Annotated in this window: 10 protein-coding genes; 9 read left to right on the top strand and 1 reads right to left on the bottom strand. The window is 60.3% G+C overall.

Going from position 1 to position 15,368, the window contains the following annotated elements; genetic code table 11:
- Positions 1-609 precede the first annotated feature (609 nt).
- The 9 genes from BF99_RS0110085 to BF99_RS0110040 all read left to right on the top strand — a co-directional run bounded on the left by BF99_RS0110085 (position 610) and on the right by BF99_RS0110040 (position 10,917).
- A complete protein-coding gene (locus BF99_RS0110085; protein ID WP_025770766.1) occupies positions 610-1,674 on the top strand; it encodes an AbrB family transcriptional regulator in 1,065 nt (354 codons plus the stop codon).
- Positions 1,675-1,838: 164 nt separating this feature from the next.
- Entirely contained in the window at positions 1,839-3,008 is a 1,170-nt protein-coding gene (locus BF99_RS0110080) for a mechanosensitive ion channel family protein (RefSeq protein ID WP_025770765.1), read from the top strand.
- Between the two features lie 111 nt (positions 3,009-3,119).
- The gene (leuS, locus tag BF99_RS0110075; protein ID WP_025770764.1) at positions 3,120-5,771 is read left to right on the top strand and encodes a leucine--tRNA ligase; all 2,652 of its coding nucleotides are present in this window, start codon (positions 3,120-3,122) and stop codon (positions 5,769-5,771) included.
- 27 nt (positions 5,772-5,798) lie between these two features.
- Positions 5,799-6,407, top strand: a complete 609-nt coding sequence (locus BF99_RS0110070; RefSeq protein WP_025770763.1) for an LPS-assembly lipoprotein LptE — start codon at positions 5,799-5,801, stop codon at positions 6,405-6,407.
- Entirely contained in the window at positions 6,394-7,581 is a 1,188-nt protein-coding gene (gene holA / locus BF99_RS20690) for a DNA polymerase III subunit delta (RefSeq protein ID WP_025770762.1), read from the top strand. The genes BF99_RS0110070 and holA overlap by 14 nt, the downstream gene beginning before the upstream one ends.
- A gap of 260 nt (positions 7,582-7,841) precedes the next feature.
- The gene (locus BF99_RS0110055) at positions 7,842-9,080 is read left to right on the top strand and encodes a glutamate-5-semialdehyde dehydrogenase (RefSeq protein ID WP_051482871.1); all 1,239 of its coding nucleotides are present in this window, start codon (positions 7,842-7,844) and stop codon (positions 9,078-9,080) included.
- 11 nt (positions 9,081-9,091) lie between these two features.
- Positions 9,092-9,766 carry a nicotinate-nucleotide adenylyltransferase gene (gene nadD / locus BF99_RS0110050; protein ID WP_025770760.1) on the top strand — a complete coding sequence of 225 codons (675 nt, stop codon included), beginning with the start codon at positions 9,092-9,094 and terminating at the stop codon, positions 9,764-9,766.
- Positions 9,750-10,184: a ribosome silencing factor gene (gene rsfS / locus BF99_RS0110045; RefSeq protein WP_081759208.1), complete on the top strand. Its 435-nt coding sequence runs from the start codon at positions 9,750-9,752 to the stop codon at positions 10,182-10,184. Before nadD ends, rsfS begins: the two co-directional genes overlap by 17 nt.
- Positions 10,185-10,242: 58 nt before the next feature.
- On the top strand, positions 10,243-10,917 hold the full coding sequence (locus BF99_RS0110040; RefSeq protein ID WP_025770758.1) for a Maf family protein: 675 nt from the start codon (positions 10,243-10,245) through the stop codon (positions 10,915-10,917).
- Positions 10,918-11,032: 115 nt separating this feature from the next.
- Here BF99_RS0110040 and BF99_RS23390 read toward each other — a convergent pair.
- Positions 11,033-15,368, bottom strand: a 4,336-nt coding sequence (locus tag BF99_RS23390) for a hypothetical protein (protein WP_025770757.1), incomplete at its 5' end; no start/stop codon positions are given.

The following is a 15,368-nucleotide window of genomic DNA, read 5'->3' as shown; positions in this document are numbered from 1 at the left end:
GCCGATCGATCGAGGGCTGCGAGCAGGGGCTCCTGACTAACAGCCGGCGGGATTGACCGGCGCGGACCCGTTGCCGATATCGCATATCTTCGAGCCTGACGAATTGCCGAAAGGTCGATGCCGATACTGCGTTATCGATCTCGATGATTTCGATCATCTTGTCTCGAAAATCCTGTCTCGAATACGGGCGATCCCGTCGATTTCAGGACGAGGCGTTCGATGATGCGCCCGAGGGGGCGTATAATTGCCGAAAAATCGATCCGCCGATCGTCGACGGCGGCGAGGATCCTCCGATTCCGACTTTCGAACGCTCGATCTCGCCACGCTTTGCTTTCGAAAAAACGACCGAGGCCGCCACGATCGAGAGGGCTGATCGGTCGCTCTTTGCATCGGGACTTCGGGCGATCGAAGGCCCCCGAACGCTTTGCGGCCAAGGGCTTCGGGCTACCCATCCAAGCCCGGGGCCGCTTCGGGTCGATCGCTTTTGCCCGCCGGTCGAATGAAATGATCCCGCACGAGACGTGCTTTGCGATCCATCGCCGCGGCCCGCGACTGCCGTCGGCGATTCGCACCGAATGAATCTTTTATATCCCGGCGATATCCCTGTCGATGGAATTTCTCTCCCCGCTTTGGTGGTTCATCCTGCTTCGCACCATCGCCATCGGTGCTGCGGGAGGTGCGATTTTCGCGTGGCTGAACATGCCCTTGCCATGGATGATCGGGGCGATGGTCGCCACCACTTCATGCTCGCTCGGCGGGGCGAGAATGAGGATACCGATCCAGATGCGCTCGGTGATGATCGCGGTCATCGGGGTGCTGCTCGGTGCCAGTTTCACCCCGGAGATCTTCGAAAAAGCGGGCGAGTGGATGTTATCGCTGCTCTGCTTGATGCTCTATCTATCCCTGCTGATCGCCGTTCTCTTCGTTTATTTTCGCAAGGTGGCGGGCTTCGATGTCCCCACCGCCTATTTTTCCGCCACCCCCGGGGGATTGGCGGAGATGGTCGTTGCGGGGGCGGCCGCCGGAGCGGACGATCGCGTCGTCGCCCTGATCCATGCCTCGCGCGTGTTGTTGGTGGTGCTGATCATTCCTTTTTGGTTTCGCATCACCACCGGAGTGATCCCCGAACCCTCTTCGATCGGACCGTCGATCGTCGATATCGAATCCCTCGATATGCTGATGTTGGCCACTTGCGCCCTCGTGGGATCGGTCATCGGAAAGTTGATCCGCATGCCCGCATGGCAACTCGCAGGACCGATGCTCGCAAGCGCGGCGGTGCACGCCACCGGTATCACCGAATCCGCCCCGCCTTGGGAAATCGTGGCCATCGCCCAAGTGATCGTCGGCTCGTCCTTGGGTTCGCGTTTTTCCGGGGTGTCGCTGCGCAAGGTGCGCAATATGATCGCGCTATCGTTGAGTTCGACCGCCGTGATGCTCGCTGCGACCGTCGGCTTTGCCTTCGCATTGCAAGAAATCACGGGGATCGATTGGCATTCCATCGTGCTCGCCTACTCTCCCGGCGGATTGGCGGAGATGAGCATCATCGCCCTCTCCTTGGGCATGGATACCGCATTCATCGCCGTTCATCATGTCTTTCGCATCAGCCTGATCGTGATGGCCGCTCCGATCACCTTCAATCTATTGGCCAAACTCGGTCGATCCGGCGGCGATTGATGTCTTTCGCAACCGGTCTTGGGGGATATCCGGCATAATCACCCTTTTAAATGTCGTGTTCGATGTCGTGGCTATCGAGCATTGAAAAGCCGGCGCTGCGATTCGAACGCGAAAACCTCGTCTTTCAATTAATCGCCGATCGAAAAAACGCGAACAAAACACCGATGGAACCGAGTGCATTCATAGAGACCCTGGACAAGTTCGGTATCGGATCTTGGGTCGTACAAATATTCATCGTCATCTTCCTGACCGCGCTGATCGGGCTCGGGGCGAGGTTGACGGTGGGCAAGATGCGAAAGGCTCTGCAGCGTACCCCGAGCGTCTGGGACGAGAGTTTTTTCGAAGCCTTGGGCGCTCCGCTGCGGGTCTTTATATGGATCGTCGGAGTCGCCTTCGCGATCCGCATCATCCAAGCGGAGACCGAGACGATCCTCTTGGAAGCGATCATCCCCCTGCGCGATGTGGGGATCATCGCGACCGCGGCGTGGTTCGCGGTGCGCTTCATCCGCATCGCGGAAAAAGAGATCATCGCCGACAAAAAGGCCAAGGGAGAAACATACGATCGCGCCACCTTGGATGCCATCGCGAAACTGCTGCGACTCTCGGTATTGATCACCGCCTTCCTCGTGGCTTTGCAAAATCTGGGATTCAGCATTTCCGGGGTGTTGGCTTTCGGCGGCATCGGGGGGATTGCGGTGGGTTTCGCGGCCAAGGATCTGCTCGCCAACTTCTTCGGGGGGGTGATGATCTACCTCGATCGTCCCTTCGCCGTCGGGGATTGGATCCGATCCGCCGATCGGGAGATCGAAGGGGTGGTCGAAGAGATCGGCTGGCGCCGGACGCTGATCCGAAAATTCGATACCCGTCCCCTTTATATCCCGAACAACGCCTTCGCCAATATTTCGGTGGAAAACCCCTCGCGCATGAAAAATCGCCTGCTCAACGAGACCATCGGCATCCGCTACGAGGACGCTCCGGTGATGGGGAAGATCGTGGCGGATGTCGATGCGATGCTAAAGGCCCACGAGGATATCGATACCGATAATTTCCTGATGGTGAACTTCAACGCTTTCGCCCCTTCTTCGCTCGACTTTTTCATCTACTGCTACACCCGCACCACCGCTTGGGCTCGCTTTCATACGGTGAAGGAGGATGTCCTGCTGCGGATCATCGATATCATCGAAGGTCACGGAGCGCAAATCGCCTTCCCGACCTCGACTTTGCACCTTATCAAGGAAAACGATGATTCGGATCACCCTCCCGCTCGGCGGATCTCGGCGAAGAGCCGACAATCCGCCGATCAGCCATCTTTGCCGATCGATGCCGATCGATGAGAAAGGATCGCCATCGGCTTGTCGCTCGATTCCCACTCCCGCCTTTTCCGGCAAGATCTAAGATCGCGGGATTTTTCGCCCCTCACCAATCCTTAGGAAGCCGCAACGATGATGGACGAGCGCTATACCCCCGAACGGGTGGAAGAGCAAGCGCAGACTTATTGGGACGAACATCGATCTTTCGATGTCCGAGAAGATCCCTCTCGCGAGAAATTCTATTGCCTGTCGATGTTTCCCTATCCCAGCGGCAAGCTGCATATCGGGCATGTCAGGAACTACGCCATCGGCGACGTGATCAGCCGCTACCAGCGCATGCGCGGACGCAATGTCTTGCAGCCGATGGGCTGGGATGCCTTCGGCCTGCCCGCGGAGAATGCGGCGATCACCAATCAGGTGCCTCCGGCTCTTTGGACGCGGAAGAATATCGAGGATATGAAGCGGCAGCTGCGAAGACTCGGCTTCGCCTACGACTGGAATCGGGAATTCGCCACTTGCGATCCCGATTACTACCGTTGGGAGCAGTGGCTTTTCACCCGCCTATTCGAGCAAGGGATCGCCTACCGCCGGGAATCGGAGGTCAACTGGGATCCGGTCGATGAGACGGTGTTGGCCAACGAGCAGGTCATCGACGGCCGCGGTTGGCGCTCCGGCGCCTTGGTGGAGCGCCGACGGATCCCGCAATGGTTCTTGCGCATCACCGATTATGCGGACGAGTTGCTCGACGAGCTCGACAATATCGACTGGCCCGATGCCGTCAAAACGATGCAGCGCAACTGGATCGGACGCTCGGTGGGCACGGAGATCGACTTCGATATCGCCGACGAGCCGGATCTGGATCCCTTGCGGGTTTTCACCACTCGCCCCGATACCATCTACGGCACGACCTTCATGGCGGTGGCCGCAGATCACCCCTTGGCCGTCAAGGTCGCCAAGAGCGATGACAAGGTGGCGGCATTTATCGATGAATGCCGCCGCGGCGGTACTTCCGAGGCGGAGATCGAGACCGTGGATAAACGCGGCTGCGATCTCGGCCTGCGGGCGATCAATCCTTTCAACGGCGAGCGGATTCCGATCTGGGTCGCGAATTTCGTCCTCATGGGCTACGGCACCGGAGCGATCATGGCGGTGCCCGCTCACGACGAGCGCGATCACGAATTCGCCCGCCGCTACGGTCTGCCCATCCGCCAGGTCATCTCTCCCCCGAAGGGGAGCGACGAGATCGTGGATGTCCAAAGCGCCGCTTGGACCGGCAAGGAGGGCATCGTCATCGACTCCGGGGGGTATTCGGGGCTGGGCTTCGATGAATGCTTCGAGGCCATGGCGAAATGGCTCGAGGAGAACGATCGCGGCGTGCGCCGCGTCAACTATCGCCTGCACGACTGGGGGGTCTCGCGCCAGCGCTATTGGGGATGTCCGGTGCCGATCGTCCATTGCGAGTCTTGCGGGATGGTCAAGGTGCCCGACGAGCAGCTACCGGTGGTGTTGCCCGATGATGTGGATCTCTCCGGCGGCGGTTCGCCCCTCGCCAAACTCAAGGAATTCGTCGATACGACCTGTCCGATATGCGGCGGACCGGCGCGGCGCGATACCGACACCTTCGATACCTTCATGGAATCCTCTTGGTACTTCGCCCGCTTTTGCTGCGCCGATGCCCATAGCGCCAAACTGGACGAACGGGCGGACTACTGGCTGCCGGTGGATCAATATATCGGCGGGATCGAGCATGCCATCTTGCATCTGATGTATGCCCGCTTCTATCAAAAACTGATCAACGAGGCGGGGTTGAGTCGGGTGCGCGAGCCCTTCTCCAGCCTGCTGACCCAAGGCATGGTGGTGGCGGAAACCTTCTACCTCGAAGAGGAAGGGAAGATCCGCTATTACGCTCCCGCCGAGGTGGATGTCGAGCACGATGCCCGCGGACGCAGTGTCAGTGCCCGAACGCGCAGCGACGGCAAGGCGCTCTCCATCGGCCCCGTCGAGAAGATGTCGAAATCGAAAAACAACGGGGTCGATCCGGAGGATATGGTCGCTCGCTACGGTGCGGATACCGTGCGACTCTATGTGATGGAAACCTCGCCGCCGGATCAGATGTTGGAATGGTCGGGAAGCGCGGTCGCCGGGGCCGCCCGCTTCCTGCGTCGCCTTTGGCAAGTGGTGCGCACCCATACCGAGCAGGAGGGATCGACGCTCTTGCGATTCGAAGACGGCGCGCCGGGCATCGACTTGGGCTCGCTGGACGAAAATGCGCGATTTCTTCGCTGCCGCACCCACGAGACCATCGCCAAGGTCAGCGACGATGTGGGGCGGCGCTATAAATTCAATACCGCCTGCGCCGCTTGCCGGGAACTGCTGAACGAGATCGCCACCTACGAAGCCCGATGCGAACGAACGGGCTCGGATGAGGGATCGAGAGATATCCGGCGGGCGGTGATCCAAGAAGCGCTCGAAGCCATCGTCTTGATGCTCGCACCGGTGATCCCCCATATCTGTCATGTCCTTTGGCAGGCTTTGGGGCATCGAGAGGCGGTGATCGACGCCGCTTGGCCGACGGTGGACGAAAGCGCCATCGTGCGCGACGAGATCGATCTGGCGGTGCAGGTCAATGGCAAGCTGCGGGCCCAAATTCGGGTGGCGGCCGATGCGGATCGGCCGACGATCGAGGCCGCAGCGACGCACAACGCCAATGTCCTTCGCTTCATCGAGGGCAAGGATGTAAAGCGCGTGATCGTCGTGCCCGGCAAGATCGTCAATATCGTGGTGTAGCCGATCTCGATGAACAGGACTGCGACGATGCCGATCGAAAAACCACGAGCCGCCCGTCAACGCACCATGCGCTTTTCGAATCCGCCCGCGCCCGCCTTGCGGCGGCGATCCGCAGCATTGGTCGGAGTGTTGATCGCCGCCCTCCTTTGCACCGGGTGCGGCTATGCTCTTAGGGGCTTCGAAGCGGATCGAGGGCTCGATATCGAGGCGATGCGGGTATCCGGCCCCGATGCGATCCGAAGCGATATCGTCGGGATCCTCGAGGGAATGGGGGTGGCGACGGATGTGGTGACGGATACGGCGACGCAAAATCGCATCCCGCATCTGCAGATCCTCGATGAGCGTTGCCATCGCGAGAATCTGATCATCGATATCGGAAGCGGCAAGGAGCGTGATTTCGCGGTCGTATGTCGGCTGCGCTTTCGGTTGATCGGGATCCGAGGCGAAGCGATCATCCCTTCGCAGATCTTGAGCCTTCGGCGGGAATCCCGCCACGATCCGCAGCGCCTGCTCGCCACCGAGTGGGAGGAATCGACGCTGCGAGACGATATCAGGCGAGATGCCGCCGCCGGCATCGTACGCCGAGTGCAAGCGGCGTGGGCGGCGATGCGCGCGCAAGGCGATGCGCCTGCATGAAGATACGCGCCGCATGAAGATACGACCCGACGCTCTGGCCTCGCGCCTACGAGGCAAGCCTGAGAGTATCTATCTCGTCCACGGGGCCGAACCGCTGCAACGCGAGGAAAGCCTGGACGCCATCCGGGCCGCAGCCCGAGCCAAGGGCTTCGACGAACGGATCGTCCTCTATGTCGAGAGCGGTTTCGACTGGAACGCGCTCAAGATACAGGCGACCAGCCGTTCGCTTTTCGCGCAAAAAAAACTGATCGATTTGAGGCTTGCCGGGGGCTCGCCGGGGAAGGAAGGGGGACAAACGCTCACGTGGTATGCCGGCTCTCCGCCTTCGGATGTGATCCTGCTGATCTCGTGCGATATTCGTCTCGACCGCCGAGCCACTTCCACCCGCTGGTTCAAATCCTTGGAAAGCGCGGGGGCGGTGATCGAGACCTTCCCGATCCGAACCCACGAACTGCCCGGCTGGATCATCGCTCGCGGCAAGGTCAAAGGAGGAGCGATCGAGCGCGGGGCGGCCGAGGTGCTGGCCGAGCGCAACGAGGGCAATCTTTTAGCCTGCGCTCAGGAGATCGACAAACTTCTGCTGCTGGGCAAAGGGGCGAGTCATGAAGCGCAGGCGAACGAATCGGGCGACGATGGAGCGATAAAACATCAAGGCTCGCCCGATGGTCGCTCCGTCGATCCCGAAGCCTTGATCGTCATCACCCTGGACGATGTGATGAGCAGCGTCGTCGACAGCGCCCGTTTCGGGGCTTTCGATCTGCTCGATAGCGCGCTCGAGGGCAAAGGCGAGCGCACGATGCGAATTCTGCGCACCCTGCGCGACGAAGGCAGCGAGCCGATCCAGATCCTGGCCTCGTTGACTTGGGGGATTCGCGGGGTCTGCGCCGTCGCCAAAAGAGTGGAGGGCGGAGCCGGGATCGACGAGGCGGCCCGCAGCGAACCCGGTTGGTGGGCCAAAAAACGCCTTCTCGATCTCGCTTTGCGCCGCATCCCCCGCCGAGGCTGGATCCGGCTTCTCGGGGTCGCCGAGGGGGTGGATCGAATCATGAAGGGATCGCCGAGCCGATCGGGGGCGATCGTCCGCTGGTCTCGCGCCGATGCTTGGTGCGGACTCGAGCGTTTGGTTCTGGCGATGTGCAATGTCAAACTGCGCCATCGACAACCCTACTCCTGATCGACTGTCGAACCAGTGGGTGCCCGCGTTTTCGAAGGCGGAATCGAAATCCGGCGATTTGGCGAGTTCGCCGAGCCGAATTCGCAAAGCCGAATTCCCCGAAGAGAAGAAAACACGATAGCCTCTCCCATTCGATGTTCGAAGAAAGAATCGCTTTTCGCTTGAAGGATCGAACCATGACCGATACCGGCGTTGCCCATCGAGATACCTTGGCCGCTTCGAAGCGCAAGGACGCCCCCATCGACGATATCGATGACTATATGCTCGATCTCGGGCTTCGCGCCCGAGCGGCGGCCAAGGAGATCGCCCGCAGCTCGACCGAGGCGAGGAATCGCGCACTACTCGAGATCGCCGATCGAATCATCGGCATGGTCCCGGATATCCGCGCCGCCAACCGCATCGATCTCGAACGGGGCAAAGAGCGGGGCCTCTCCCCGGCGCTGCTGGATCGTCTCGAGCTGACCCCACCCCGTATCGACGGGATGGTCGAGGGCTTGAGACAAATCGCCGGTCTGCCGGATCCCGTCGGCGAAATCGACGAGCTGCGGATGCGACCCTCGGGTCTGCAGGTAGGAAGGATGCGGGTGCCGCTCGGCGTCATCGGCATCATCTACGAATCCCGACCCAATGTGACCGCCGACGCCGCCGGCCTATGCCTCAAATCCGGCAATGCGACCATCCTGCGAGGCGGATCCGAAGCCCTGCAATCGAATCTCGCCATCGCCGATTGCATCGAATACGGGCTCGAAAAAGCGGGGCTGGGGCGATCGGGAGTGCAGATGGTCAAGACCGGAGATCGGGCGGCGGTGGGCAAGCTGATCACGATGGACGCCCACGTCGATGTCATCGTGCCCCGGGGCGGCAAGGGATTGATCGAGCGGATCCGCCGCCAAGCCACGGTGCCGATCATCAAGCACTTGGACGGCAACTGCCATGTCTTCATCGACGACGGGGCGGATCCCGAGATGGCGATCGACGTGGCCTTCAACGCCAAGACCTTCCGCTATGGCATCTGCGGAGCGATGGAAACGCTGCTGGTGGACCGCGGTATCGCCCGCGAGATTCTGCCTCGCCTGGCCGCTCGATTGAGCGCTCACGGAGTCGAGATCCGCGGCTGCGAGGGAGTCCGGTCGCTGGTGGAGGACGCTCTGGCGGCAGATGAGGACGATTGGAGGAGCGAGTATCTGGCTCCGATCCTCGCCATTCGAATCGTGGGCGGGATCGACGAGGCCATGGAGCATATCGCCGCTTATGGATCCGGCCACAGCGATGCCATTGTGACCTCGGATCTGGCACGGGCGCGACGCTTCATGCGCGAAGTCGACTCCAGCTCGGTGATGGTCAATGCCCCGACCTGCTTCGCCGACGGCTTCGAATACGGCTTGGGGGCGGAGATCGGGATCAGCACCGATAAATTGCATGCCCGAGGCCCGGTCGGTTTGGAAGGGTTGACCACGCGCAAGTTCATCGTCCTCGGCAACGGACAGGTTCGCAGCTGACGAAAAAGCGCGTGCAGCCCCCCTCCTCTTCGCTCCCTTGCGAGGTCATCGGCATCCTCGGCGGGACTTTCGATCCGATCCACTGCGGGCATCTGCGCCTCGCATTGGAAATGCGTCTTGCGCTGGGCTTGGACTCGGTGCGCATGATGCCCGCTCCTCGTCCGCGACTGCGATCCGCCCCTCAAGCGGATGCCGCCACCCGCATGCGCTTGCTCGAAGCGGCGGTCGAGGGGATCCCCGGGCTCTTGGCCGATGACTGCGAGTTGGATCGCGAGGGACCCACCACCACCATCGAGACGCTGCGCTCGCTGAGGGTTGAATTTCCCTCGGCTTCGCTGTGCCTGATCCTCGGCATGGATGCCTTTTCCCGCTTGGACACTTGGATCGAGCACGAGGAAATCATCCATCTCGCCCATATCACCGTCGCCCATCGCGCCGACAACGACGCCCTTGCGCGTGAACGCAAAATCGAGACTCGCCTTTTGCGCGAGCATCGCACCGATGATGCGACGGTGTTGCGTGCGCATCGGTCGGGCTTCGTACTGGTGCGCGATATCCCCGTCCTCGATATCTCATCCTCCCGTATCCGGGACCATTGCGCTCGCGGGGAATCCATCCGCTTCCTCGTCCCCGATCGTGTGCACGATATCCTCATCAAGGAGGGACTTTATGCCGCCACTCCCTGAGTCGACGACACCGGTCGATGATGCTCGCATCGATGAATCGGCGATTGAAAAAGCGGGACTCGATCCGCTCTCTCGGCTGGTCGTGGACGCTCTCGAAGATCGCAAGGCGAGCCGTATCACCGTCCTCGATGTCCGGGCGCTGACCGATATCACCGATACCATGGTCATCGCCTGCGGCCGCTCCACCCGGCAGGTACGATCTCTGGCCGAGAACGTCATCGAAAAATCCAAGGCCGTCGGGCATCGGCCGATGGGGGTCGAGGGACTGCGCGAGGGGGAATGGATCCTCGTCGATCTCAACGACCTCATCTTGCATGTGATGCTGCCGGAGACCCGGGATCTCTATCAGTTGGAGAAACTCTGGGGGGCGAGCGCTTCGCCCGAAGAGACTCGACCGGAGTCGAGCGCTGCGTCCTAGCGCCCCGAGACGGGGGCACGGACGTGAACCGAACGAAGCGACGGAAAGCGAACGAACGATGCCATCGGAAACGGCGAAGGGGCAAGCACTTGGCGGCAATGGTGCCACAGAGCGGGTGCCCCAAGATGGGAGAAGATGGATCCGTCTCGCCTCGCGCTCCCCGAGGAGGTACGAACTTCTGACTCGGATCGGAATCGAATGCGAGGTGATCGATGCCCCGATCGATGAGATTCGGCGATCCGGTGAAGCGCCGCGGGATTTCGTCGAGCGGATGGCTCGCGAAAAGGCCTTGGCGGGGCTCGAAGCCTTGGGGGGATTGGCCAAGATCGAGGGCACCCTCGAATCGATTCCCCTGCTGGCTGCGGATACCGCGGTGGTGTTGGGCGATCGAGTGCTCGGAAAGCCTCACGATATCGACCATGCGCGCGAAATGCTGCAAGCACTTTCCGGCAGGATGCATCGGGTGATCAGCGCGGTGGCGGTGATCGCGGATCGGCAAGGGCCGCAGATTCGTCTATCCGAAAGCCGCGTCTGGTTCGATGAGATATCCGACTTCGAATGTCAGGACTATGGCGCATCCAAAGAGGGATTGGACAAGGCCGGGGCGTACTCGATTCAAGGCCGAGCCGCGATCTTCATCACCCGACTCGATGGCAGTTACTCCGGGGTGATGGGTTTGCCTTTATTCGAAACGGCACAGTTGCTGCGCGAGGTCGGCTTCTTGCCCCGATAGCGAAAATCGAGTTTCGAAAGATCGGGCTTCGAAAGGGAACTTTGATAATCCTCACCGGAAGCGCATCGATGGGGCGAATCATCGGATCCCCCAAGCGATCTCGGAGATCGATGCTTCAATCGGTTTTTTCAGGCTCCCGGTATATGCCGCTCGCACTGTTGTTGACCAAAGCGCGGCCGCCGCCGGTTCGGGTCAGAACCTGCACGCTCATGGGGTTGTCGGATTTCACCTCGCAGGAGAGCCCCATCCCCTGCCAGCGATGCCCGATCATCCGAGCCAACTCCTCGGTTTGCAGATGCCTCGTATGCATCCGCCCGATGAACCCGAGCACCCCTGCGTATAGGGTCCCGTCATCCCCGTAGCATTCGAAGATCACATCGTTGCAGTCACCGGTCTTGCCTTCGCAACGAAGGCGAATATTGCTCAGATCCGAATCCATCGGCGAGGGTATCGACTCGATATCCACTTGGTGATATGTCTTGCCCATCACATCTTGGGCCTCGACGCTGCGAAGCGCTTGACTGTTGTTGACCAACACCCCGTCCCCGGAGCGCGTGAATATCTGTGCGCTGATCGTTTCTTCGGATCTGGCATCGCAAACGAGACGGCCTTCACCGCTCCAATCATCGCCGACGATATCGACGATATCCGAAGTGCTCAACGACCTGGCGCCCAACGCCGGCAGCGGAGGATCCAAGCGACCTCGATAGATCGTGCCGCTTTGAGCCGTGCAATCAAGATAGACATCGCATTCCCCGCTTCGTTCCTTGCAGTGGATACGAAGGGATGCCTGATCCTCGGAATCCAACGGGGGGATGGCGGGGATCTTGGCTCTGGCCTCCCATGACAAGGAGGGATCGGGCTCGACGGTGATGATCGCAAACGGCATCGTCAGTTTCGAATATTCCCTCGCTCCCGAAGCGGAAATCGATATGCTCGTTCGATTGTCGATATCGTCGGCGTCATCGACGGCGCTCACGATCACCGCCTGCACGCGATCCCAATTCGAGGAGGTGAAGAGAAGTTTATTTTGGTAGCCCACCGCCTGCGCATCGGTATCGATCTTCACACTCGAATTCGCCGGCTGCATCAATGACAAGATCACTCCGGCGCCGGGGCGGGTCGCCAATCTCACCGTGAAGGTGCCGCTGCTCCCCTCGGTCACCGTCACCCCCGTCGAAGGCGATAGTAACAAGCCGGGGGATGGCTCGTCATCCATCACCGATACCGCTATCTCGCCGGTGATACCGCCATAGTCCCCGCCCGAAGCCGTCAGCGATATGATCGCCAGATCGTCATCGGCATCCGGATCATCGGCGGCGTAGGCGGTAACGGTTCGAGCCGCATCCCAGTTGGAGGAGGTGAAGACCAACGCACTTTGCATGCCTTGGGCCCTTGCATTGGTATCGACCCTCACATCGGGGTTCGACTGCGACAACATCACCTTCACATTCGTCGCCGGCCGGGTCGCCAGTCTCACGGTGAAAGTACCGTCGGTACCCTCGGCCAAGGTCAGATTGCGCGTAGATAGGATCAAGCCGCCGTCGAAGGAATCGTTGTCGATCACCGACACCGACACCTCGCCGGTGACACCGGAATACTCCCCTCCCGATGCACTCAGGTAAATGCTGGTTTCCTCGTCTTGGTCACCGCCGTCTTCGGCGGCGGAGACGGTCACCGCTTGGGCCTCGTTCCAATCGGATGCGGTGAATGTCAGGTGGGTCGGGGTGGGTTCGAGGTAGGCATTCGAAGGCCGTTCCACGACGACCGTTACATCCACGCTCGGCGATGATGTGAGCCTCACCTTGAAGGATGCCGAGCCTCCTTCGGCGACGATCAGCGGGCTACCCCCCGATATGACCAAGGAACGCTCGGGAGTCGGCAAGGCGGGTGGCGTATCTTCGTCATCCACGGTGACCCTCACGCGGCCGACAACGCCGTCGTATCCGCCTCCCGAAGCGGTGATGGAAATATCCGCGAAATCGTCTTCCTCGTCATCGTCTTTGGCGGCGACCACCGTCAACGCCTGCGGCGTATTCCAGTCGGATGCGGTGAAGGTCAATGCATACTTATCGAGGTACACATCCTCATTGTCGGGCCGGGCAACCTTGATCGCCACATCGCCCGATGGCTTGGTCGCCAGTTCGACGCTAAGGACGGCGACGGCGTTCTCACCCAGGCTCACCCTCGATTCGGAAAGCACCAAGGCGGCGGTGTCGTTGTCGGTTACGCTGATCGGCACATCGCCGGTGACGTCGGCGTAGCCGCCTGAGCCGGATGCACCGCCGGAAACGGTCATCTTGATCGTCGCCCGGTCCTCGAAGGCATCGTCGTCTTCCGCCGCCCTCACCTGAAGCCCTTGCGCTATCTCCCAGTTATCGGTCGTGAAATCAAGCGCGGTTCTATCCACCATGACGTCGGTATTCGACGGTTGTTCCAAGTTCACCGTTATATTTTGGATCGGCCGGGTCGCCAACCGCATCTTGAACATGGTCGAGGCCCCTTCGGCGACGACGACCGGAGATTCAAAAAGCACGAATCCCGGTGAAGCCGATGCCCCGAACTGACCGACATCCTTGATCGATATCGGCAAACTACCGACGATATTGTCGTAGCCGCCTCCCGAAAGCGTCAATTCCACCCTTGCGCTGTCATCTTCGCTATCGGCGTCCATCAATGCGCTCACCCTCACCGACCGATAAAAGTCCCAGTCGTCGGTGGTGAAGATTATCAAGGCTTTATCCACCGTCACATCGGGATTGCTCGGCTGCGCCAGCACCATCTTGACATTCCCGCTCGGCTTCGCCGCCAACCTCACATTGAAGGAGGCACTATCGCCTTCGTCGATATTCAAGGGGTTCGGCGCGATCATCAATCCCACCGTATCGTTATCCATCACCGTCACCGATACTTGGTCGGTGACATCCTCGTGATCGCCTCCCGATGCGGTCAAAGAGATGCTCGCGCTGTCATTCACGGAATCGCCGTCCTCTTCCGCCCGCACCTGTATCCTCTGGGGGGTATTCCAAGTCTCGGACGTGAAGAAAAGCGAGGTCCTGTCCATCTTCACTTCGGTATTGCTCGGCTGCGTCAGCGTCACCGTCACACCCGAGTTCGGCCGCTTGGTCAGACTCACCGTGAAAGAACGGGTTTCACCTTCCACGATGCGCAAATCGGTCGACGAAAGCATAAGGCCCGGGGTGTCCCCGTCACTCACATCGACGCTCACGCTGCCACCAATGCTGTCGTAGCCGCCCCCCGAGGCGCGAAGCGCAACGCTCGCACTTTCATCGACGATATCGTCATCGCGGGCCACGCTCACCTCCACTCTTTGGGAGACACTCCAAGTGTCGCTCGTGAAGGTAAGGGAAGTCCGATCCACCTTTACGTCGGTATTGCTCGGCTGCGTCAGATTCACCGTCACGTCCGCGTTCGGCTGCGTCGCCAATTTCACGGTGAAGCCGCCGCTTTCTCCTTCGTCGAGATTCAATGTCCTCGGTGCGATCAGCAGGTTCGGCTGATCGTTATCGAGAATCGTCACCGGCAGGCTCTTCGAGGAAGCGGTGCCGTAATTGCTCCCCGAGGGCGTCAAGGTGATGGTCGCGCTGTCGTTCCCGTTATCATCATCCTCGGCCGCGCTGACCTTCACCGCCTGCCTTTGGTTCCAGTTCGAGGACGTGAAGGTCAGCGATGTCTTATCCAAGGTCACGTCATCGTTGGTCGTGCCGCTTTGCGCCACATCCACTGTCACGTTACCGCTCGGCTGGGTATCCAATACCACCATGAAGGTTTCGTTCGCTCCCTCGTTTACGCTCAATGAAGTGTTCGACAGCGTCAATCCCGGCGTGTCGTCATCCGTTATCGAAACCGTGACGTTCTTTGGGGAAACATTACCGTAGTCGCCCCCGGCAGCGGACAGGGTGATGGTCACACTGTCATTCTCGTGATCGTTGTCATCGACCGCGCTGATCTTCACCTCCTGCAAGTCATCCCAGTTATCCCTCGTGAAGGTCAAGGTGGATTGATTCACCCTCGCATCGCTATTGCTCGGCAGCGCCAGTGTCACCTTCACCTCGGCGCTCGGCTGGGTTTCCAAACGCACCGAGAAGGTATTGCTTGCACCCTCGCTTCCATCCTCGGAATCGCCCTCGGTGATCGACACCGAGGTCGTAGAGAGGTTGATGTCCGGCATGTCGCTGTCATCGACCGTTATCGACACTTCTTTACGAGCGACATTATCGTAGCCTCCGCCGGTGGCGCTCACACCGATCTTCGCGGTATCTTGAATCGCATCGTCGTCATCGGCCGCCCGCACCGTGACCGTCTGCTCGTCATCCCAGTTCGATGTCGTGAACTTCAGCGTGTTCTGTCTGTTGGGTGTGACCGAGTCGGTGTCGTCGACGGTGATGTCGGGGTTGGCGGTGCCGAGCTGGGCGATGGTCACCGTGACA

The organism is Thioalkalivibrio sp. HK1, from assembly GCA_000583135.1.
Taxonomy (GTDB): domain Bacteria; phylum Pseudomonadota; class Gammaproteobacteria; order HK1; family HK1; genus HK1.
The sequence above is the reverse complement of the archived record's forward strand: the minus strand, read 5'-3'. Positions and strand labels throughout refer to the sequence as shown.

Coding starts and splice junctions, on each gene's coding strand:
- BF99_RS0110085 (WP_025770766.1), top strand. CDS start 610: ATGGAATTTCTCTCCCCGCTTTGGTGGTTCATCCTGCTTCGCACCATC.
- BF99_RS0110080 (WP_025770765.1), top strand. CDS start 1,839: ATGGAACCGAGTGCATTCATAGAGACCCTGGACAAGTTCGGTATCGGA.
- leuS (WP_025770764.1), top strand. CDS start 3,120: ATGGACGAGCGCTATACCCCCGAACGGGTGGAAGAGCAAGCGCAGACT.
- BF99_RS0110070 (WP_025770763.1), top strand. CDS start 5,799: ATGCCGATCGAAAAACCACGAGCCGCCCGTCAACGCACCATGCGCTTT.
- holA (WP_025770762.1), top strand. CDS start 6,394: ATGCGCCTGCATGAAGATACGCGCCGCATGAAGATACGACCCGACGCT.
- BF99_RS0110055 (WP_051482871.1), top strand. CDS start 7,842: ATGCTCGATCTCGGGCTTCGCGCCCGAGCGGCGGCCAAGGAGATCGCC.
- rsfS (WP_081759208.1), top strand. CDS start 9,750: ATGCCGCCACTCCCTGAGTCGACGACACCGGTCGATGATGCTCGCATC.
- BF99_RS0110040 (WP_025770758.1), top strand. CDS start 10,243: ATGCCATCGGAAACGGCGAAGGGGCAAGCACTTGGCGGCAATGGTGCC.